Raw genomic sequence first — 21,350 nt, 5'->3', positions numbered from 1 at the left:
ATTTTTTATGACTGATTTTGATTTCCAATTAGACAATTTTATGCTTTATTGTTCTTCAAAGAATCTTTCACGAAAAACATTAGCAAGTTATGAACAGACCTTAAAGCTACTTGGCATGTATTTGCGGGAGACGTATCAGATTGAGGAAGTGAAGAAGGTACAATCAGGGCATATCCGGCAGTACATCAAGTATTTGCGGGAACGGGGTAAGTATACGGTTGTTAATAAACCAGAGTCCAAAGAGAAAAACTACCCGGAACAGCGAACCGACTACAAAAAAGATATCTCGATGACCACGATTGCCAACTATGTACGGAATATCAAGGTGTTCTTTAATTACCTGTACGAAGTGGAACGTGAGATATCGAAAAATCCAGTAGAAAGTATCGAGAACCCAAAGGTAGAACGTAAGGTAAAGAAAACCTTAACTACAGAGGAAATCAAGAAGGTATTGGGGCAGTTTGATACCGCCGCATTCCACGGCTACCGTAACTATGTGATTACGCGGCTTTTACTGGACACAGGTATGCGAATTGGAGAATGTCTCAGTCTTCAGCCGGAGAACTTTGACTTCAAACATAAAAGCATTCTTATTAAGAATCCGAAGAACGGGCAGGAGCGGTATGTTTACTTCTCATTTAAGTCCGCCAACGAGATTAAAAGCTGGATGAGGTATAAAGACCGCTACTCCGATAGTCCGTTTCTGTTCCCTACTACCAGAGGGACACAACTCGAAATCAGAAATTTTGAACACGCATTAAGAGAAGCAGGGAGGAAGGTAAGCATTTCAATTCATCCCCACCAGCTTCGGAACAACTTCGCCAAGTATTACATTCTGAACAATGGCGACTGGTTCAGCCTGTGCCGGATTTTGGGTCATTCCTCCGTTGAGGTTACGCAGAAGGCTTATCTTGACTTCACAGATGAAGAGATTGGGCGGAAATATCAGAAACATAGTCCGCTTGCACATTTGGAGGTATAGGTCATGGAGACTAAGCCTCTTCCTTCTGTCGCCGCCCAAAAAAATAGATATTCGTATAAAACTATAATCCGCCGCCTAAATTTTTGCACCAAAAAATTAAACAAATACAGCCAGCAGCGTTATGACTACTTGTTACGACGCATAGATAAACAGCCGCCAGCCAGCCGGATTATGCGACTGCAATTATATAAATCGCTTATGTATCATCAAATTTCAAGGGGGTAATTAAGATGGTTGTTCAAATTGAAGGATATAAAAATGAAATATTCAACGTAGTGGAAAACATGCTACTAGATAACGAACTGACAATAGCACAATACAGCAGCATTTGCGATGACTACTATCATTGGGAGGACAACGTAAGTTTTACCTTGATAATCCTATTTCCTAGTCCTAATCCACGCCTAATAATATACTAATACCTATACAGAGCCTCTATGAGGCGTATAGAGTCGCTATAGCCAATTAAACCGTCTTGTACACCGAGACGGTTTTTTTCTTTGCCTTGGGACTTATAGAAGCTGTTTAAAGCTAGGCACTATTGGCGGCTTATGGTTTAGCTACATATCTACGCTTATATACATATAGCATTTTTTTTGCGGGATGGCGAAGTCTCTATTATATCCTCATTCCTTCATCCTTCTTGAGGTCCTTCCTTATCAAGCCCGGGGCGGCAGGAGAACCGCCCTAGGCTTTTTAAAATTTTAATAAAAAAGGTGACCAAATTGAACGAATATCATATTAAGGACACAGTTAGAACACCTGACGGTCTTACCGTACATCTAGCCCGGGAGCGGCGGCAGATAACAGGCAGATTTGATTATTATATTGACTTTGCTTGCCTTCCCGCTGTTATGGACGTAAGCGAGAAACTAATTAATCAAGCAATTAAGTGGCATATGCCGCTAAGGGCTGCTTACGGCGTCGCCATTATGCCGGACAATACGCGCATTAGGCTGTTTAAGCTCAGCGCGATAAAGGAGCTAATTATCTCTCTGGGCGCAGAGATAAAGCAGCCGCAAGAAGCGCTAGCAATATGTAACACAGCGGAAAACTATGTTAAGGAGCGGGGTCATGAACACTAAACAGCAACTTAGTACAACAATCAGCGACTACGATTACCAGTATCTGCGGTTCCTGTCCTACTACAACGGTCTACCTGTTAACGCGATCATAACATCGCTGCTAGAGGATGATCGTGCGGAAAATATACAGCTAGCACGAATATTCGATGGCCTCTACAGACAGCAGCAAGGACAATAAAGCTATAATCCTTGACTTCCATGATATACTATAGTATATACCATCTGATATACCCCTCGTATAGGGGGATTTTTTTAAGATGGTATGTTGCATATTTTTGTGAAAGGAGGTTAGATATGGACAATCTAGTTACGGCTAAACGAGTGTGTGAAAAATATAATATCTGCCGCCGGACTCTTAATTATTGGCTAAATGATGGACTGCCGTGTTATCGACTAGGGTATCGCTTACTGCGATTCGACATGGAAGCGGTTAACGGATGGATTAGACAAAACAAACAGGTAAGTTAGGAGCAATGTAATTGGCAGATAGGATTATTGTCCTCGACGCAGAAACATCCGAGGTCAAACTAGATGTAACAAATGATACACATTCAATAATCGATAACGAAGCAAGACAAAGGCAGTTACAGGGCCTTCGGGATCACAATGATAACGAGAGGATTAGACAGACTCGCGGCAAAAACTTTGTCAATTGCTTTGATAAGCGAGTCAAGGAACTGTCCACGGATGCTAAAGGCAACGACCTAGGCGCTTTATTTTTTCTACTGCAATACATGCAGCTTAACAAAGATGAATTGCTTATCAGAAAAGGCAAACCAGCTTCAGTTAACGATATAGCTGAAATGTTGGGCAAAAGCAAACGCACTACAATTGATATTCTTGACCGTCTAGTGCAAATGGGAGCCATTATCAAAGGCGGCACTAACAGCAGGAATACTACCTATAGTATCAGTCCAAAAATTGCAGTTATGGGAACGTTCGATACAGGAAAGGAGGGCTTAGGCTTGTACTCGCGTATTTATCAGGTTTATACTCGCGCTAAGTTAAAAGAAATCACACTAGAGGATGCAGACGTTTTAATGAGGATAATTCCACACTTCCACCACGAAAAGTATTATTTGTGCTCTAATCCATGGGAGGACGAAGAGGCGGTAGCTCCTCTGAACGAAACGGAACTAGCCCAGTTAATTAACATTAACCGTAGGACGCTTAATCGCCGTTTAGGGAACCTTGTTAAGGCAGGCTTTCTCTTGCCGCTTAAACATGACAATGCCTCAACATATAAGATTCATCCTGATGTCATGACACGCGAGAAAAGCGTCTCGTCTGCGTACGCTAAGGTATTGCGGGAGGACTTTAGGGTATATAGAGCGGTCTTGGATAAGGCGGAATAATCTCTATTGGCCATATTCTGCACCGATATTGGCCATATTCTGCACCGATAAAAAGTGCCTCAAACCCTTGTGGCTCTAAGGCTCAGGCCACTTTTGGGGCAATTTGGATTATTATATAATAGTTTAAAATATTAATTAAAGTGGTAATATGCAAACAACTCTATTTACGGGGTCAATGGATATCATAGTGAGCAAATATAAGTTATTGATTACCCGCTAGGGTGATCTAGTATCTGTCCCTAGGATAACTCTAATATATATGTCTATCCCTCCTCTATACTACACATAACAACGTGATAACGAGGAGGGACGACCCCTAGGGGGAGTCTAAATATATTCGGGGTCAGGTGAAATTAGCTTGATAAATGAGGAGCCTTCCAGCGACGAATAACAAAGATTTATTATCTTGCCTTCGGGCAAGAGCCGATGTAATCGGCTATATAATACTTGTTTATTATTTATATATAGACTGCCTCCGCAGTCCTTTTGCCAAGCAAAAGGATAAAACATTCTTATTACTCACTTAGGTGAGTATATGATCTTATTATAGTTGTCGAAAAATGACCCTTAGCGGATGTTGTCATTTTTCTTTATATATATTCACTGACTCCGCATGGTCTTAACATATATAACCTTAATGGCACTCGGAAATTTTCCCGAGTCCATTGGGAAAATAGATGAGCGCAATTATACGCTAATCCCCCGCATATGCCGTATCGTCATGTACAGAGACCACTATGGGGTTGTATCACAAATGTAGTACCCATTTTTGCCCACGTATGGGTACGGGCGGCGTAGTAAGGCTTATGTGTCAAGCTATTAATATGATATGTTCAACTATCAGCGTTCACCCTAATGTTTAATATGATATATTAAAATTTCAGCTTTCAACTTAATGTTGAATATACTATCCGGGAGCAACGAACACCAGTTAATACAATTAATATTGCTTACGCAATACGCTGTTTACAGCGTATAATCATTTCTTTAATTCAATAAGCACTTGTACACGAAAGAGGTCAAAAATGAACCCTAATCAAACAAGTCCGTTAATGGGCTACAAAAAGATAAGTATTACCCTTGCTAACATTGATAAGAATATTACCAATACAGATACACATCAGTTTTACCCGGACCTAATGTATACTCGTTTTATTCTGTGTCATGAAGGAGACAACGCAAACGGCGACTTCTTTACAAAAGATGTCTTGTATGCGGCGCAGAAAACGCCTAAGACGAAGCCTATTAACTGGGAGCATGGTCAGCCGATTATTGGTACTATCCTTGATAGCGTATATAAGGAGGATACCAGCGGGAAAGGATATATTGAGGCTGAAGGCGCAATATGGAAATATGTATACCCGGAGCAAGCAAAAAAGATAAAGGATAAGTTTTCAACTGGAAGCTTAAAGGTGTCAATGGAGTGTTATTATAAAGATGCAAGTTACAAGGTAGGTAATACTTTATACACTCAACATCAAGCTGAAAGCTTAGGGTTGATACCTTATGTAGGGCGCGAATATATGGGCCAAAAGGTATATCGTGTGTTCAATGAGGTCATTTTCGGCGGTGTAGGAGTTGTTGCGAATCCGGCAGATAAGGCAGCTGTGTTTCTGTCTGTGGCTAAGGATAATAATGATAGACCTTTTGCACACCTTCAATTGTCGGCGGCACAGCAAGGCCCTGAGAAGCTCAGTAAAGCTAAGGCAAAAGAAGCATTTGCACACTTGAAGCTTAAAGCTTAAGTTTATTATCACTGAACGCGTTAAGCCGCCAAACGGCGGCAATACATAAGGATTATCGTTCGGATAATCAATGCTTTATGAATTGATAAAATAAAGTAACACACAAAATTTTCTTTCGGATAATTGTATATTTATAAAAATGTGATTGTATATTTTAAGATGCTTCAAGCCTAAAAAATTTGTAATTAGCAGAATGATATTTTTGATATAAAAAATAAATGTTCATAATTATAATTCAGACGAGAACATTAAAGGGGATAGTCGAGAAAGACCAAGATCAAATAAGTATATAGCTTCTATTGGATTCTATAGACATCCTTATTAGTTATTACAGATAAATCAGAGGTGGTTTTTGTGTACGAAGAAGGGCAGATTTTTGAGATTGAAAATTCAGGATATAAGGCTGGAAATAACCCTCTATTTGGTAAATATCATAAAACCTTTAATTTTGCACCTGTTCCATACGGCAGTCCAGCTAGACAGGCTTTTAAGGCTAGAATTGCTTCCGAATTGGATGTGAATTATTTGTTATTTGGTGAAGTAAAGGTTGAAGTAATACTCTATTTAAGTGAACAAAAACGATTTGAAACACCAGAACTAGCTGATTTAGATAACTATGCGAAATTAATATGTGATTCTATTAAAGGATCTGAAGGATTACTAATTGACGACTCTCAAATTCAATCCCTAAATATTTCATGGATTGATACTACTGAAGATCCCTATTTTGAAATTAATATACTTGGTGCTCCTGACGAATTTGTTATGAAGCCATTAAAACTCTATGAGATGCCAAACAATCTTTTTTACCCGATATCTTCAAAAACTTGGACTACTGAAGGTATAAATGATACTAAACAGAGCTTAAAACCTATACTTGAAGCGATTGAGAAAATGACAAAGAATAGTCATAAGTTCAGACATGAATTAAGACAAAAAGGATTTGAGTTGAGTAGAGCATTTTTCCTAAGCCAAGGCATTAGTCCAATCTTGCCGGGATTTCATAAGAATCGAGTAATCGACGGGGGATTTGAACTTGTACTAAAAGAGCAATGGAAAAGATTATGAATTTTTCTAATGCCATTCATCCTTTGGATTGTGTATCATTTGATCGGGTATAAGTACTGTATTTGAGAGTAGGGAGTAAAATGATATTTAAAAAACATATAACAAAATATTTTAGTAGCAACGGAAGAATTGACGATTTAAAAAGAATTGAAGAGGCAATTAAGGAACATAAAAAACACTTTATTATAAAAACACAATCCAAGTTAGAAAAACCCGAGAGGTTATTAGGGGAGAATGGATTACTTTATATACAAAGAACTTTATACCGATCTCAGGTAATAATTGAAGGAGTAGTATTATCTCTGAATAATAGAAATGTGTTAATGGCGATTTTAGGAGTTCGTTCTCATATTGAAATTACTGGAACACTCACTTATTTGCACAAACGCCTTAAAAGTTTTTACGCTGGTAACATTTCTTATGAAGATCTTGATAGGTCGTTATACAGGTTATCACTTGGTGGGAAAGTTAAAGATCATTCTGATATGCCTGATCCTATTGGTGTAATGGATTTAATTGATTCAATTGATGACTACTACAAAAAGATAAGTGGAAGCAAAGAAAAGATGTTTAGAGTAGCTTATGATAACTTGTCAGAATTTTGTCATCCAAACTGTTTTGGATTATTTATGGGCAGCGATGTTTTTCCGGAAACACGGGAGGTAATTTACCATAAACCCGGTGAAATAAATGAGGAAAATTACTGGTTTGTAAGCTTATTTTTAATGTCTATAGCCACCACAATTCCTATATATAACAATATATTCGAGATGCTGGAGAAAAATGAAGTATTACCAAATATTTTTCGTTAGAGTAGTTTGAAATGATCAAATCATCACGAACTCTTAACTTAGATACTTTATTTCGGTAATCTAAGAGCGTCAGAAGGAATAAATCAACTACAAATTATAAGAAATTTCTCTTTTTGCTGTTTTTAAGGAAAATCGATATATTATATATGTGAACCTGCGTAAGTGCAAAATGGCTTGGTCTGTTGTGCTGGCGTTGAATATCCCCCTACCCCTTTACTCCCCGCTGTTTCTCGGGGCGGGGAAAAAAGAGAAAAAAATCAGACTAATACGGTTGACAATTATTCCTAGAAAGGATATCTTTCTCTTAGGCATTTATGCCTGTAAATATTTAAAGTGAAACCCGATAAATAATCGGTGTCTCGTTAAGTTTTGCTTAGATAACAATCCCTACTTATACTTATCTCACCTTGCGCAAACCCTTGATAGACAAGGGCGCGGTAACATCGACAGCATCAGCCACCTGTTCGGCTACACGATCAATATCTCCAAATCCAAGCCCACTAATAGCGAATTCATCGCGATGGTGGCAGACAAGCTGCGGATTGAGCATAAGGTGTCGTGAAAGGGTAAGGATCAGTGAGCTGAATGTGAATATTCGAAATTAGCGATTTTAAGCCGTTAAAGCTTCTATGTATCATACGAAAATGAATACCACTATTTATTGGGTTTGACATAAATCCAATAAATAGCGGTATTTTTTGTTATCAGATATTAAGAGTTTTTCAATTCTGCTCATTTTGTAAATAGACTTTGTCTGTCATCAACACAGTTGTCTGAATGTACGGAAGCATTAATGGAAATATAAATAAATGAAGATGCTAATCTGATCATGCCAATTAAAATAATCCAAACGTATATAATTCCATCAGTTAGTTGTCGATATTACATTAAGAAGATGAGAAGTTTACCTATACATATTTATTTTTCATCAATTTAAACAGGATAGGAGTAAGAAGCATTGAATGTAGTCAAGAGATCCGAACGTTTTCAGAGTTTTAGGAAAGATTGGAGTATTGTCCTTATTACCATGCTGCTCTTTTTGTTCTGCTTTCCTATGAGCATGGCCGGGGCGGCGCCAGCTACTACCATTGAGTCGTATGATGTGATTGTCTTCGGCAGTGAGATTCAAGGGATGCTGCTCGCACAGGAAGCGCGGACGCTCGGTTTGAACGTGTTAGTGCTGGACCCGCGCAGCCGGCCGGGAGGAGAGCTGATTCAGGGTCAGATGTTTTTTTTGGATGATGTGAACGATAACCGGAAAAATAGCCTCGTACAGGGCGAGATTAAGCATCTGTTCGATGGGTATAAAGCTGGAACCATTCGCAAAGCCGATGAATTTCAGCAATATTACGACCGGATTGCCAAAGGTATTCCTCTCAAGAGCAGTATCGTTATTGAATCCGTAAATATTAGCGCCAATAATGGCATGAAGTCGCTGAAGACCTTGACCTATCGCGATAAAGCTGGGGTACGGCATACCGTACAAGCTAAATATTGGGTGGAGAACTCCGATTTCTCCGGTCTGACCGGCAAGCTGGGCGAAAAGCGCATTCCAGGCATGGAAAGTCTGTATAACAGCAAAAAGCCGGATTACATGGCCGCCACGTACATGCTGAATTTTAAAAAGGTCAATTGGAGCAAGCTGCATCAAGCGATATTGGAGGATTACCCGCTGACTCACGTCCGAGCCAAATACGGCCCGAATACTTATGTGGATTGGCATTTTGCGACCGGGTTCAGTAATCTCACCCAAAATTTTGCCACCAATGACCCTCAGCTCAGATTGCGGGGGTTAAATGCGGTATACCAAAGGGATGGACAGGTTATTATAAACGCGCTGCTTATTTACAACGTCGACCCCTCAAACCCGGCATTGATCAAGTCGGCATTGCGGAAGGGCCGGGCCCAGGCTCCCCAAATTCTTGCTTTCTTACGCAAAAATATTCCAGGCTTCTCCAATGCTGAATTGAACGGTTATCCCGAATACTTATATATCCGCGACTATAACCGCTACCAAACCAAATATGTGCTCGATTATCCCGATCTGACTTCGGGCAAAATGTTTTGGGATAATGTCAGCATTGGCGGGTACTCCATTGATTTGCAGGGCACTTCGGCCATTCCTACAGGGATTGGTTTTGGAAAACCGAACCGGTATGGCATACCTTTACGGTCCTTTGAACTTAGATCTTATGATAACGTACTGGTGATCGGCAAAAACATAGGCGCAACGATTAAGGCATACGGCAGCGCGCGGATCATGCCGACCAACGCTTTGGCCGCCCAAACGATCGGCATCATTCTCGGAAGGGAGCGAAACAAACAACTTGACGAATTGACCGAATCGGATTTCAAAAGAATTCACAGCTATCTGAAAAAAGATTACCATATTGTCTTGAAGTAGCGGGGACATTTTATAAGTAGTGGCCTTTAGGTAAGAGGATGGATTCAGGCGAAGAACGTAAAATAATCTACCAGAATGGAAGCAACTACCTCTTGCATAGAGGAAGCAGCTCCTATCTGGTATTCATTCTTTATTTGCAGCGCATGCTATAAACTTTCGTAGTGCTCCGGTCTTCTTTTCGTCAGAACGTCTTCGATAATTTCTATAAATTCGGGAGATGCCTTCGCCTGTACCGCCAATTCATAGATGTTAAAAAGCTGTTCATCGGTTAACATTTCAAGTGAGGAGGGGCGCGGAGAAGGAGTAAAATGATAGTTCATTAGATTCCTCCATCAGTTAATTAGTATCTTGAAAATACATCCTTTCCAAATGGTACCATCTATCCCTCTCCTTGTCTCCCCTGATTCCCCCTCTCAATTTATCTTTACAAATGATGGATAATATGGCATAATAATTATTCTTCGTAAAACAGCTATATATCTAAAAAAGCAGCGCGATAAATTGACCAGCAATTTATCGCGCTGCTTTTTAATTGGGTGAAGCGGTTATTCTTACGGGTTTTTGTCTACCGCTGCCAGGAACCTTTGGATGCGTCTTTCGTTTGCCTCCGAAACTGTTGCGAATTGTTCTCCCGATTGGAAGAGCACAACTTTGCGACTAGCATCGTAGTCGTTAATATTATTCATATTGACGACATTGCTGCGGTCAAGACGCTCAAATCCCCGACTTCCATAAGCGGCAAACAGGTCAGACAAAGTTGTGGGGAGAACAAACTCGCCTTCTTTCGTATGGACGAATATTGTATTCTTGTAGTTGGAGAAGTACAATATTTCTTCCTCTCTGACTTCCAGGGAGGAACCGTCTTTTAGTAGAACACGCATGTTTTCCCCATCCTTAATCGATTACTTGCGCAGTTCTTGCGGGATTTCCGGGCTGTGGTACAAAGGCTTCAATACAGCTGCGAAAACTCTCGCCGAGCGAGCTAATACTGAAGAAGAGTGTTTAGCTATGGTTTTCTTCATTTCTTTCACCTCCTTCTCAGTGGTATAACTGTTAAGGACTGGATAAAAAAAGCCAGTCCAATTACAGGCGAATTGTTACACAAACTAAATAATACCAAAATTACAGATGCTATTTTTAAATAGGGATAAAGGCGTTTTGGGATTTGGCTATTAACATCTGGATTAGGGGCGAAAAGAATCATTATAACTAAGCTTGTAAGATTACAGATCCAAATTATCTCTGTTAAGTAGTTTGATAAAATTGGAATTGAGACGCATAAAAAAATTGAGAATAGGTTACAGGCTCGAGATGTTTTAAAATGTACACCACCTGAGCACAGACGCAGTAAAGACAGACTGAAAAAAACAGTGATAGTCTGAAGTAAAGTTCCAAAAAATAAACTTAATATTGCGGATGATAAAAATATAAACAGTGTATTAATAATAATGCTTAGAGAATATTGCATTATTTCAATAGATTGTGTCTCAAGAGGATTTGCTTTCTTAATTGCTTTTGCAATTTTATAAGATAATATTTCCAATGTTATCCCCGATCTCTCTTGTATGATAAATAAAGATAGCCGTATAGAATAGAGGCATAGCAAAATGGAAGCAATAAGTAAAAACTCATAAGTTGCTGTGTCAAAAATAATGTGAAGACGACTATAATAAATGATGGCAAGTTTAAGGCGAACAAAATCTTTTCACGTAGACTTACTTTAATTTTTCCTGCTGGTTTATCAGGAATAAAGTCAAAACCTTTTCTCCTATTTTCAATGATAACGCCTACGAGAATTGCAGTAGAAGCAGTTGAAATTTGTAATAAATATGTAGGGAATTCAGAAAGAAAAGTGAGATGAATTGACATAATCCCTAATCTCTCAAATAAAAAGTAGTAAACAGTTTGAAAAAAAGAGTATCCTTGATACGCCATTCCAGTCATAATTGCTGCATAAAAGACGTGTATACGAAATAAAAACCAGAAAAAGAAAAAAATTAGTGTATACTGGAGAACGATATCTACTTGGGGTAATTGGTAATCTTTTCGAATAATAAACGAGAAAAAACTCATGATTGAAGCTGCAAAAATCATTTCTTTAATGAATAAATCAATTTTAAACACTTTAAAAGCCAAGAAAAACAGGGCAAAAGTCTCTATGACAGACAAAAGCATATATAGTCCGAATTCAACCACTTCATACACTCCTAGGATATCATTATATCCATTTTCCTAATTCTTGAAATTAGTATAGCGAATAATATACAATTCAACAACAGATAATTACACTTTTCACCAAATATTTCTTTTTATTTTAAATTCGAGAGGAGATATGTTATGAATCAGCGTCCGTTAAGAGGCGAATATGCCGAAAGTAACGAAAAGTACCTCAAATTGGTGCCGGAAAAGGGAGAGCTTGCCGATGTGCTGCTGGAACAATCGAAGGCTGCGTTTGCCTTGTTTGAAGGATTGACCGAGGAGCAGGGGAATTACCGGTATGCCCCGGAAAAATGGAGCCTCAAGCAGCTGCTCGGTCATTTGACCGACAGTGACCGGATTTTCTCCTATCGCGTGCTGCGGATATCAAGGGGAGATCAGACATCGCTTCCCGGGTATGATGAGAATGATTTCGTGAATGCAGCCGGGTTCGATTCCTATTCGCTGGAGGAGTTGATCGGGCAATTTAAAGCCTCGCGCCAATCGACGCTGGCTTTGCTTGCAGCCATTCCGGAAGAAGCGTGGACCCGTAAAGGCTCCTCGAATGGCCATCGTATTACGGCAAGGGCGCAGGCCTGCTTGTTGATCGGTCATGAGCTTCATCATCTGAATATCATCAAGGAACGCTATTTGTATTAATCAAAGCCTAGGGGGAGAACGAAATGGGCTTCTTCAAAGGAATACTGAGGCTGTTTGTAGAAAGTGAGCGGATGCTGGTGTGTAATACTTTTGATCAGATCATTTATATCAGAGCCAAAAGCATCCTTGCCGCTGAGGGAATCCGTCACCGTACGCGAATCTCCGGATCAACTGGCGCGGCGGATCAACGGGCGAATATTGGAGGCAAAATACCCGTCCAATATGAGATTTTTGTGGCTGAAGAGGATGAGGCCCGTGCGCTCAAGGTGCTGCGTTAGGCAAGGCCGAGATGATCACACATTATGACCGTCTGAATGTCTGGATTCGGTGAAAGCTGGAGTAGTCCCTATGGAGGCATTGGAAACGGAGGCGATCCGTTTCTTTTTTTTTGCTTATAAATATGACATGTACATAACACCGAAATATTTAGAGAAACCGATTTCATTTCAACAATAGCTACAAAAATAGTGCGCGTTGCATAATGAAATCGACGAAAATTGTCGAATTAAACAATTAAATGTAATGTTAGTTGACCTATTTCTCGGCTTCATGTACATTTTGCTTACACAAACGAAGTGATATTTATCACACTATTTATCGATTTAAGTGTCAATGTATGCACAGGAAATCGATTTCCCGAAGGTGCCAGCAGCTTGTTTTTTTCAAGGTATCGGGAAACCGGTTTCCTGAATGTGGGAAGTTCGTCACTATTCGGCTGGCCGTTTCTCTGCTGCGGAGGGTTGGAGGAAGTCATGAATATCACGATAAGAGATGTAGCCATGAGAGCTAATGTGTCACCGGCCACCGTATCACGGGTTCTCAATCAGAGCAAACCAGTCAGCAAAGCGGTACGGGAGAAAGTCCTGAGGGTTGTGGAAGAGCTTAATTTCAATCCCAATTCGGTTGCGCGCAGTCTCGCTATGAAGGAAAGCAAGCTTATCGGTGTGGTTGTTCCAAGCATTGACAGTGTATTTCTTTCAAAATTTGTCAACATCATAGAAGAGGAGTTCTTCAAGCACAACTACACAACGCTGCTCTGCAATACAAGATGCGATGATGATGTTGAGAAGGATTATTTGAGGCTCTTGAAAGACAAGTACGTGGATGGCATAGTGCTGATGACCTCACATCCCAAGCCGCATCAGATTGAGTTTTTTGAGCAGGTGGAAATTCCCGCTGTGTTTGCCGGGCATACCGACCCGACCAAGCAGTTCTCGTCCGTCAATATTGATAATTATCAGGCAATGTATGATGCGACAAGGTATTTGCTTGAGAACGGTCATCGAAGAATCGCTTTTTTTGGCGGCCCTCTTATCTATCGTCAAGCGATGGAGAGGTTGTCCGGTTACAAGCAGGCACTGGCCGAATACGGGGTCAAGTACGAAGAATCGCTGATGTTTGCAAATGATTATGACATCGAGCACGGCTATGCGAACGGTATGGAGCTATTCCAAAGAGCGGACAAGCCCACAGCTGTTTGCTGTGTGAGCGATATGGTTGCTGTCGGCGCGATTAAGGCGGCGGAAGAGGGCGGTCTCAGCGTGCCTGGGGATATTTCCATCATGGGCTTCGATGATATCGGCTTGGCGAAAGCTTACCGTCCCGGTATTACGACGATCCGGCAGCCGATTCAAGAGCTCAGCGTTCAGGCGGCAGAAATGCTCCTTAATCAAATCAAGCAAAAGGAAGATTATGTAAAGGAGACGAGGATTCTTTCCCATGAAATTATCGTAAGGGGGAGTTGCATGGCAGTGAATGGCTGAAGCTGAGTTAGAATAACTGGTTCTGGAAAGGGTACGTACACACACGCTTCATAGCATCGCAGGTTTTTAAAACGACTGATTATTTTATACAGAGGGGTAGATTATCCATGAAAAAGAAGCTGGGCGCTGTATTGCTTTCTACATTAATGATGTTCACTCTGGCTGCTTGCGGCGGCAATGCGGGCACGAATTCGGCCAATCCGGCCAGTAATGCGGAAGGCACTCCTGCAAATACCGCTGAGCCTGCCGCGAACGATGAGCTGAAGCCGGAACCAGGGGCGGAATTAAGATTCTGGACATTCACCACCGACCTGAAGCCTTTTACAGACTATGCAATTAAGGAATTTGAGCAAAAGTATAACATTAAAGTCACGGTTGAAGACGTAGGCTACTGGGATAGCATTGGCCGGTTGTCAACCGACGGGCCGGCCGGCGTAGGCGCCGACGTGTTCGGTCTTCAGACCCCCGATGTGGCGAATGCAGCCCAATCCGGCCTCATACTGCCGAATGATTATTTTGAAGAAGAGACGAAAAGCATTAATAAACCGGACACGGTCGCTGCGGCTACCCATGACGGTATTCTGTACGGTTATCCCTGGAATGTGTACACGTTCAGCCTGTACTACAATAAAGATCTCGTCAAAGATGCGAAGCTTGAGACATGGGATGATATCATCGCCTTCTCCAAGAAATTCAATGATGTGAAGAACAATAAGTATGGCTTCTTGTATGAACCGAAAACCTCTGCTTTTGATGTCGCCTTTATGACAGGTTATGGCGGTTACATCTTCGGCGACAACGAAACCAATGTGAATGACATCGGAATCAATAACGAAGGTTCCGTCAAAGGCTTGAAGTTTATCCAGTCTCTCAAAGATATTATTCCGCTTGAACTGGCCGATGCCACTACCAATCTGAAAGAAGGTCTATGGGGACAAGGCAAGCTCGCGATTAATATGGACGGGAGCTGGGCAATCGGCGAACACAGCAAGCAGCCGTTTCCTGTAGGCGTGCTTCCAATGCCGAAGCTGCCGGGCGGAGACAATGCGATGCCGCTTGCGGGAAGCACCGGATACTATGTAAGCTCTTATACCAAATATCCGAACGCGGCGAAAATTTTTGCGAACTTTATTACAACCAAGGAAATGCAAATTAAAAACAATGAGCTGACCGGCGCTCTTCCTGCCGCGGATATCACCGGAACCGAACAGGGCATACGTAATGACGAATTGACTCAAGGCTTCCTTAAGCAGATTGCAAGCAGCCACAGATTCCCGGGCCTGTTTGAAACCCAGTATGTATGGCCGGCGCTGGATGCCGCTGTAGCTGAAGTGTGGAATGGCGGGGACCCCAAGGCTGCTCTGGACAAGGCTGCGGACAAATTAAAGAGCAATATCGCTAACCAGAAATAAGGCTGAATGTTGGAAAGGGCAGGCGGTCACCCGTTTGGTTAAGGGTGGCCGCAGTTTATTAAAGGAGGTTAAAGGGTGATGCAGGAGCTCATAGCGAAGCAGAGCAAATCCGGGGCAGCCAAACCTTACAGCACAATCGCTACGATATTATCGGTGCTGGCCATGGGATTGGGACAATTGTATAATCGCCAGTTTATGAAGGGTGTTATTTTGCTGGCGGTCCATGCGTTTACGTTGTATACAGTCATTTTTCAGCTGCCTCATGCGGTATGGGGACTTGCGACCCTTGGCGAAACCCAGACACAGCTGAAAAAAGTGGGCAGGCTTTATCAGCAAGTCATGGGGGACCATTCCGTGTTCCTGATGATTGAAGGTCTGGTGACGATATTTGCCGTAATCATTCTGTTGTGGATTTACGTGCTGGGTATCAAGGATTCCTACCGGACCGGCAAATTGCGGGAACAAGGAGGGGTTCCCAATACCTTCAGACAGACGGTCAGCTTTGTGCTGTCCTACCGTTTCCCTTATCTTATCCTTGCGCTTCCGCTGGCGGGCGTCTTCTTCTTTACGATTATGCCGATCGTATTCATGATTTTGATTGCCTTTACCGACTACACCGCCAAGAATATGCCTCCGGCGCATCTGCTGAGTTGGACGGGCTTTGATGCCTTCAGGGACGTCTTCCAGATGAAAGGATGGAACACCACCTTTTACAAAGTTACGCTCTGGACCTTCCTTTGGGCGATTCTGGCGACGCTCACCGGTTATTTTGGCGGATTTGGGGCTGCGCTTCTCGTACAGCAAAAACGGATTCGGTTTAAATCGTTCTGGCGCACGCTGTTTATTCTTCCATACGCCATTCCGATGTTTGTCTCTATGCTGATTCTGCAAAATATGTTTAACGGCCAGTTCGGCCCGATTAACCAATACCTTGAGCTTCTGGGCTTCAACCGAATTCCGTGGCTGTCCGACCCGACCTGGGCAAAGGTCACGCTCGTGATTGCGAATTTCTGGGTAGCCTTTCCGGTATCCATGCTCATGATTATCGGAATTATGTCAACGATTCCGAAAGATATGTACGAAGCGGCCGATATTGACGGCGCGAGTTCCTTTCAGAAGACCCGTCTCATTACTTTCCCTAGTGTTATGTATTCGATGGCGCCGCTGCTTATCATGTCTTTCGTGGGCAATATGAACAATTTCAATGTGATTTTTCTGCTGACGAACGGCAATCCGATCAATAGCGACCTGCAGTTTGCCGGGGATACCGATATTCTGATCACTTGGCTCTACAAGCTTTCCATGGGCTATGGACAGTACAACTACGCATCCGTCATTGGCATCATTATCTTTATTATTCTGTCCGTGTTCGCGATTTGGAATGTTCGCCGGACCAAGGCATTTAAGGAGGACACCTCATCATGAGCCGTAAACTAAGAGGATCGGTCTGGCTGTCAATCAGTTATGTGCTGCTTGCTGTTATCGGTGTCTTCTCCGTATATCCCGCTCTTTGGGTCGTTTTGTCTTCCTTCCGGACAGGCAACTCGTTATTCAGCGAAACGCTATTTCCGACAGCCTTTACGTTAGAGCACTATGCGAATCTGTTTAGCAAATATGATTTTGCCCTGTGGTATACCAATACCTTGAAGATTGCCCTGACTACCACAGTTATCGGCACTGTTCTGACGCTGCTTCCCGGCTATGCGTTCTCGATCTTCCGGTTTACCGGAAGGAAAACGATGATGAGCACATTGATGGTGCTGGGCTTGTTCCCCGGATTTATGAGTATGATCGCCATATTCATTCTGCTGAATCTGCTGAACCTGTTGAACACGCATTTAGCGGTCATTCTCGTCTATGCGGCGGGAGCGCCTCTGTTCTTTCTCTTTGCCAAGAGCTACTTCGACACGATTCCCAAAAGCCTGGTGGAAGCGGCGCGTATTGACGGGGCGGGCCACTTAAGCATTTTCTTCCGGATTGTCATGCCGCTGTCCACGCCGCTGATTGTGTATACGGCGCTGAGTATTTTTGCCGGCTCGTTCACCGATTTCCTCTTTGCCAAGCTCGTGCTGCGGACGCCGGAGACGAAGACGCTGGCTGTCGGGCTATTCGATATGATCAGTTCACGGCAGTCTACGGACTTTACCAGTTTTGCGGCCGGATGCGTCCTCATTGCGGTACCGATTACGTTCCTGTTCATTCTGCTGCAGCGTCTCTTGACCGAAGGATTGACAGCGGGCGCGGAGAAAGGATAATCCTTTTACGAACCGCTCCGCCAGCCTCATATAGCTTGGGGGCAATTTACGGCTTCTTGTAAATAAAGTGAGACAAACGCCCTATTTTCGTTGATAAAATTTATATGGCCGAAGTTTTTGTTGACACTGTTTTTTTGTGATGTTAGGATACTTAAAAAATGCATGTTATGATAAATGTCATTGCAAATCTTGTATAAGCTCGTTAATCAGGTATGAGCGTTTCTACAGGCAACCATAATTGCCACAGGCTACAAGAGGAAGCAGATTCAGGATATTCGCTTTTTCGGGATAACGTGTGTTTGCGCCCCGGCGAAAGCATTCCGTCTGCTCCCTTTGTTCCTGGGGCTATTTGCATTTCTACTATAAAAATCAAATATAAAGCGAGGGACACATGATGAAAGATCAAGTATTGGCAAAAGATTGGATATCGGTAGCTTATTCCCAGGATATCGGAAGTGAACCGGTGCCCGTTATTGTCTTGGAAGAGAGGATCGTCCTTTTTCGAACCCAAGAAGGGGTACACGCTTTTAAGGATTTATGCATTCACCGGGGGGCAGCGTTGTCGCTTGGCAAAGTGGTGGACGATTGTATTGTGTGTCCTTATCACGGTTGGAGATATGATGCAGAGGGGAAATGCGTTCGAATCCCCCAACAGCCCGCGGAGCAGACCATTCCGCCAAAGGCAAAAGCGATTCCTTATGCATGTGTGGAGAGATATGGCGTGATCTGGGTGAAGCTTGACGGGGACGCTGCGGAGACTCCGGTTCCTTTTTATGAGGAGTATGAGGACCCTTCCTTTAGAACGGTTCATGCCGAACCGTATATCCTGCACGCAGCTGCGCCGAGAGTCGTTGAAAATTTTCTGGATGCGAGCCATTTGGCATTTGTCCACGACGGGCTACTCGGTGACTCGGCCTTCCCGGAAATCCCTGATTACGGTGTGAATTGGAAGGAATACCGCTACGTTTCCGACGAGATTCCCGTTTATGCCGATGCGGACGGTTCCGGTAATTATGCAACGATCTATTATACCTTTGAAATTCTGCGCCCCATGACCGCAAGGCTGAAAAAAGTAAACTATGCCAACAATCAGATTCTTTCGATGTTATTTACGGCGCTTCCGCATGAAGAGAGAAAAACTACGGTGTTCGCACTGGTCACCAGAAATTACGCGCTGGATCAGCCGGATGAATATTTCCGGGATTTTCAGAAGAAGGTTATTGAACAAGACGCAGGGATTGTTGAAAGTCAGAAACCGGAGGAGCTGCCTCTAGATTTACAAGCGGAACTCCATCTGAAAGCCGACAGGGTCAGCATAGCATACCGGCGATGGTTGGGAGAGCTTGGTGTGACCTACGGCAGCGATGTTACGGGTGTTAAGAAGCAGTAAGGAAAGATTTAAACTGAAATGGATTGGGGGAGAATATATTGACTAAGTATTCATGGGTTGAGAAAAGCACATGCATTGCCTGCGGATCTTGCGCAGCTGCCGCTCCTGACATTTTCGATTATGATGACGAAGGTCTCGCGGAGGTTATTTACAACGGTGATAGCAATCAAGGGGCAGTAGCAATACCAGAAGATTTGCATGACGACCTTCAAGACGCTTGCGACGGATGCCCGACCGACTCTATCAAAATTGTTTCGAAACAGGAGGATGCTGTATTGTGAGTCAAGTTCAATTATCTGTTGAACCGGTAGATATCGTCATTATTGGCGGTGGTCCGGCCGGAATGTTTGCCGCCTTTTACGGCGGAATCCGTCAAGCTTCTGTTAAAATAATCGAGAGCATGCCCCAGCTGGGGGGACAGCTTGCCGCCCTTTATCCGGAAAAATATATATACGATGTAGCCGGATTTCCGAAAGTAACGGCCCAAGAGCTCGTCGATTCGCTGCAGCGGCAGTTGAATCACTTTTCGCCGGAAGTCTGCCTGGAGGAAAAAGTAGTCGAACTGATCAAGCTGGAGGAGCGGCTGTTCGAGATTCGTACGGACAAGGCGGTTCACTTTGCGCGCTCAGTCCTCATTACCGCTGGCGTCGGCGCGTTTGAGCCCCGCCGTCTGGAGCTGCCGGAAGCGGCAAAATACGAAAAGAAAAATCTGTATTATTTTATAAGTGATCTGCATCAGTTCAAAGGACAAAAGGTGCTGATCAGCGGAGGCGGAGATTCCGCAGTCGACTGGGCGCTCATGCTGGAGCCGATTGCGGAAAGCGTAACGCTCATTCACCGCCGGGACAAATTCCGGGCACACGAGCACAGCGTGGAAAAACTGATGAAATCAAGCGTAAACGTACTGGTTCCGATGGAAATCGCGGCGTTTGAGGGGGAATGCGAAATCGAGAAAGTTACCCTGCGCAACGTGAAAACGAAAGAAACCATGAATCTTGACGTCGATGCCGTCATTGTTAATTTCGGATTTGTCTCTTCACTCGGACCGATTAGCGAATGGGGGCTGGACATTGTGAACGGCTCGATTGTAGTTGACTCCCGGATGGAGACGAGCATTCCGGGCATCTTCGCCGCAGGCGACGTGACTACCTATCCCGGTAAAATCAAGCTGATTGCCGTCGGATTCGGTGAAGCTCCAACCGCCGTCAACAACGCCAAGGTGTATATCGACCCGAACGCTAAGCTGTCTCCTGGCCATAGCAGCAATATGAAGCTGTAATTGGTATAAAGGCCGTAATTCTCTACGAAAGTAGAAAGTTACGGCCTTTTTAAGTACCTTCGTACTAAAGAATCGGTTTATTTCATGCAGCCTCTGTCGCACCGCTGTCCCCAAAATGGCTATTGCACCGGAGGCTATGCTTTAATCATGTCTTTTGTCTTGGCAGATTTACAGCGGTGGATTCTTATGGCATTTACGGCATACCGGATAATAGGCTTCATTCCCGCCGATCTGGATTTGCTTGCCGCTGTAGACAGGCTTTCCGTTCTCGACCCTTAGCGTCATCGTCGCCTTGCGCTCGCAGAACCAGCAGATCGTCTTCATTTCCTCGATTTTGTCGGCATAAATGAGCATATACTTGCTGCCCTCGAACAGATTGTTCTGAAAATCATTCTTGAGGCCGAAGGCCATCACCGGAATGTCAAGTTCGTCGACGATGCGAACCAGTTGGAGAATGCTTTCTTTATTCAGAAACTGGCATTCATCGATCAGCACGCAGTGGGGCTTCGGCTGGCCCGCGCTCACAATACCGAAAATATCCGTGTCCTCGTCAATGGCAATAGCCTGTCTGCGGAGCCCGATCCGCGAGGAGACATACCCGACTTCATCCCGGTTGTCGATGGCCGAGGTGAAGATCTGCACCGATTTGCCCTGTTCTTCATAATTGTGAGCAACTTTAAGAATCTCGATCGATTTTCCGCTGTTCATTGACCCGTATTTAAAAAATAATTGTGCCACTGTCCATCTGTCCTTTCTCAAAGAAGACCTTAAATCCAATATCCGAAAATGCGACCTTAATAGATTAGCACACTCCCGACCGCCGAGGCCAGCCGAAAAAGCGCCGCTCTGGTTATTTGTTTACGCTATCTGTTAATATATCGGTATGGGAACCTGCCGGTCTTTGACAGTGCGGGTTATTTTGCGCGAAGTGAATCGTATGGTGA

General features: G+C 43.3%; 22 protein-coding genes, 1 pseudogene and 1 riboswitch. Of the genes and pseudogenes, 17 read left to right on the top strand and 6 right to left on the bottom strand.

Features of this window, described 5'->3' with window-relative positions; genetic code table 11:
* Positions 1–7 precede the first annotated feature (7 nt).
* The 8 genes and pseudogenes from KP014_RS22975 (at position 8) to KP014_RS22940 (ending at position 9,451) form a co-directional block, all read left to right on the top strand.
* The gene (locus KP014_RS22975; protein ID WP_036601236.1) at positions 8–982 is read left to right on the top strand and encodes a tyrosine-type recombinase/integrase; all 975 of its coding nucleotides are present in this window, start codon (positions 8–10) and stop codon (positions 980–982) included.
* A gap of 716 nt (positions 983–1,698) precedes the next feature.
* A complete protein-coding gene (locus KP014_RS22970; RefSeq protein WP_216700410.1) occupies positions 1,699–2,067 on the top strand; it encodes a hypothetical protein in 369 nt (122 codons plus the stop codon).
* 479 nt (positions 2,068–2,546) lie between these two features.
* A complete protein-coding gene (locus KP014_RS22965) occupies positions 2,547–3,422 on the top strand; it encodes a helix-turn-helix domain-containing protein (RefSeq protein WP_036601227.1) in 876 nt (291 codons plus the stop codon).
* A 1,025-nt stretch (positions 3,423–4,447) separates the two neighbouring features.
* Positions 4,448–5,167 carry a hypothetical protein gene (locus KP014_RS22960; protein ID WP_036601224.1) on the top strand — a complete coding sequence of 240 codons (720 nt, stop codon included), beginning with the start codon at positions 4,448–4,450 and terminating at the stop codon, positions 5,165–5,167.
* A 354-nt stretch (positions 5,168–5,521) separates the two neighbouring features.
* Positions 5,522–6,235 carry a RusA family crossover junction endodeoxyribonuclease gene (locus KP014_RS22955; RefSeq protein WP_036601222.1) on the top strand — a complete coding sequence of 238 codons (714 nt, stop codon included), beginning with the start codon at positions 5,522–5,524 and terminating at the stop codon, positions 6,233–6,235.
* 80 nt (positions 6,236–6,315) lie between these two features.
* A complete protein-coding gene (locus tag KP014_RS22950) occupies positions 6,316–7,047 on the top strand; it encodes a hypothetical protein (protein WP_036601219.1) in 732 nt (243 codons plus the stop codon).
* A gap of 433 nt (positions 7,048–7,480) precedes the next feature.
* Positions 7,481–7,609: pseudogene (locus KP014_RS22945) on the top strand (sporulation initiation factor Spo0A C-terminal domain-containing protein); the annotation flags it as partial.
* Positions 7,610–8,005: 396 nt separating this feature from the next.
* Positions 8,006–9,451, top strand: a complete 1,446-nt coding sequence (locus KP014_RS22940) for an FAD-dependent oxidoreductase (RefSeq protein WP_036601217.1) — start codon at positions 8,006–8,008, stop codon at positions 9,449–9,451.
* A gap of 146 nt (positions 9,452–9,597) precedes the next feature.
* Here KP014_RS22940 and KP014_RS22935 read toward each other — a convergent pair whose 3' ends face one another.
* The 5 genes from KP014_RS22935 to KP014_RS22920 all read right to left on the bottom strand — a co-directional run bounded on the left by KP014_RS22935 (position 9,598) and on the right by KP014_RS22920 (position 11,647).
* On the bottom strand, positions 9,598–9,771 hold the full coding sequence (locus KP014_RS22935) for a sporulation histidine kinase inhibitor Sda (RefSeq protein ID WP_090834153.1): 174 nt from the start codon (positions 9,769–9,771) through the stop codon (positions 9,598–9,600).
* A gap of 231 nt (positions 9,772–10,002) precedes the next feature.
* On the bottom strand, positions 10,003–10,332 hold the full coding sequence (locus KP014_RS22930) for a LytTR family DNA-binding domain-containing protein (protein ID WP_036601215.1): 330 nt from the start codon (positions 10,330–10,332) through the stop codon (positions 10,003–10,005).
* A gap of 21 nt (positions 10,333–10,353) precedes the next feature.
* A complete protein-coding gene (locus KP014_RS29425) occupies positions 10,354–10,473 on the bottom strand; it encodes a cyclic lactone autoinducer peptide (protein ID WP_425517229.1) in 120 nt (39 codons plus the stop codon).
* 5 nt (positions 10,474–10,478) lie between these two features.
* Positions 10,479–10,994 (bottom strand): accessory gene regulator ArgB-like protein, encoded by a 516-nt coding sequence (locus tag KP014_RS29420; RefSeq protein WP_175491849.1) that lies wholly within the window; start codon positions 10,992–10,994, stop codon positions 10,479–10,481.
* A 2-nt stretch (positions 10,995–10,996) separates the two neighbouring features.
* Positions 10,997–11,647, bottom strand: coding sequence for a hypothetical protein (locus KP014_RS22920; protein ID WP_036601212.1), 651 nt, complete (start codon positions 11,645–11,647; stop codon positions 10,997–10,999).
* A 141-nt stretch (positions 11,648–11,788) separates the two neighbouring features.
* Between KP014_RS22920 and KP014_RS22915 the strand changes: the two genes are divergently transcribed.
* The 9 genes from KP014_RS22915 (at position 11,789) to KP014_RS22875 (ending at position 20,406) form a co-directional block, all read left to right on the top strand.
* Positions 11,789–12,307 (top strand): DinB family protein, encoded by a 519-nt coding sequence (locus tag KP014_RS22915; protein WP_036601211.1) that lies wholly within the window; start codon positions 11,789–11,791, stop codon positions 12,305–12,307.
* Between the two features lie 23 nt (positions 12,308–12,330).
* Positions 12,331–12,585, top strand: coding sequence for a putative signal transducing protein (locus tag KP014_RS22910; RefSeq protein WP_036601208.1), 255 nt, complete (start codon positions 12,331–12,333; stop codon positions 12,583–12,585).
* Positions 12,586–13,059: 474 nt separating this feature from the next.
* Positions 13,060–14,070, top strand: coding sequence for a LacI family DNA-binding transcriptional regulator (locus KP014_RS22905; RefSeq protein ID WP_036601205.1), 1,011 nt, complete (start codon positions 13,060–13,062; stop codon positions 14,068–14,070).
* Positions 14,071–14,177: 107 nt separating this feature from the next.
* Positions 14,178–15,482 (top strand): sugar ABC transporter substrate-binding protein, encoded by a 1,305-nt coding sequence (locus tag KP014_RS22900; protein WP_036601203.1) that lies wholly within the window; start codon positions 14,178–14,180, stop codon positions 15,480–15,482.
* Positions 15,483–15,560: 78 nt separating this feature from the next.
* Positions 15,561–16,907: a carbohydrate ABC transporter permease gene (locus tag KP014_RS22895; RefSeq protein ID WP_051500470.1), complete on the top strand. Its 1,347-nt coding sequence runs from the start codon at positions 15,561–15,563 to the stop codon at positions 16,905–16,907.
* Positions 16,904–17,737, top strand: coding sequence for a sugar ABC transporter permease (locus KP014_RS22890; protein ID WP_036601200.1), 834 nt, complete (start codon positions 16,904–16,906; stop codon positions 17,735–17,737). The genes KP014_RS22895 and KP014_RS22890 overlap by 4 nt, the downstream gene beginning before the upstream one ends.
* Positions 17,738–17,906: 169 nt before the next feature.
* A riboswitch (purine riboswitch) is annotated at positions 17,907–18,008 on the top strand.
* A 120-nt stretch (positions 18,009–18,128) separates the two neighbouring features.
* Positions 18,129–19,127, top strand: a complete 999-nt coding sequence (locus KP014_RS22885; protein ID WP_036601196.1) for an aromatic ring-hydroxylating dioxygenase subunit alpha — start codon at positions 18,129–18,131, stop codon at positions 19,125–19,127.
* A gap of 38 nt (positions 19,128–19,165) precedes the next feature.
* A complete protein-coding gene (locus tag KP014_RS22880) occupies positions 19,166–19,408 on the top strand; it encodes a ferredoxin (protein WP_036601193.1) in 243 nt (80 codons plus the stop codon).
* Positions 19,405–20,406: an NAD(P)/FAD-dependent oxidoreductase gene (locus tag KP014_RS22875; protein ID WP_036601190.1), complete on the top strand. Its 1,002-nt coding sequence runs from the start codon at positions 19,405–19,407 to the stop codon at positions 20,404–20,406. Before KP014_RS22880 ends, KP014_RS22875 begins: the two co-directional genes overlap by 4 nt.
* A 168-nt stretch (positions 20,407–20,574) precedes the next feature.
* Here the strand turns inward: KP014_RS22875 and KP014_RS22870 are convergent, their stop codons facing one another.
* Positions 20,575–21,144, bottom strand: a complete 570-nt coding sequence (locus tag KP014_RS22870; protein ID WP_036601188.1) for a thymidine kinase — start codon at positions 21,142–21,144, stop codon at positions 20,575–20,577.
* Positions 21,145–21,350 lie beyond the last annotated feature (206 nt).

The sequence above is a fragment of the Paenibacillus sophorae genome (assembly GCF_018966525.1).
GTDB classification, from domain to species: Bacteria; Bacillota; Bacilli; order Paenibacillales; family Paenibacillaceae; genus Paenibacillus_AQ; species Paenibacillus_AQ sophorae.
This window is presented reverse-complemented; position numbering and strand designations above follow the sequence as displayed.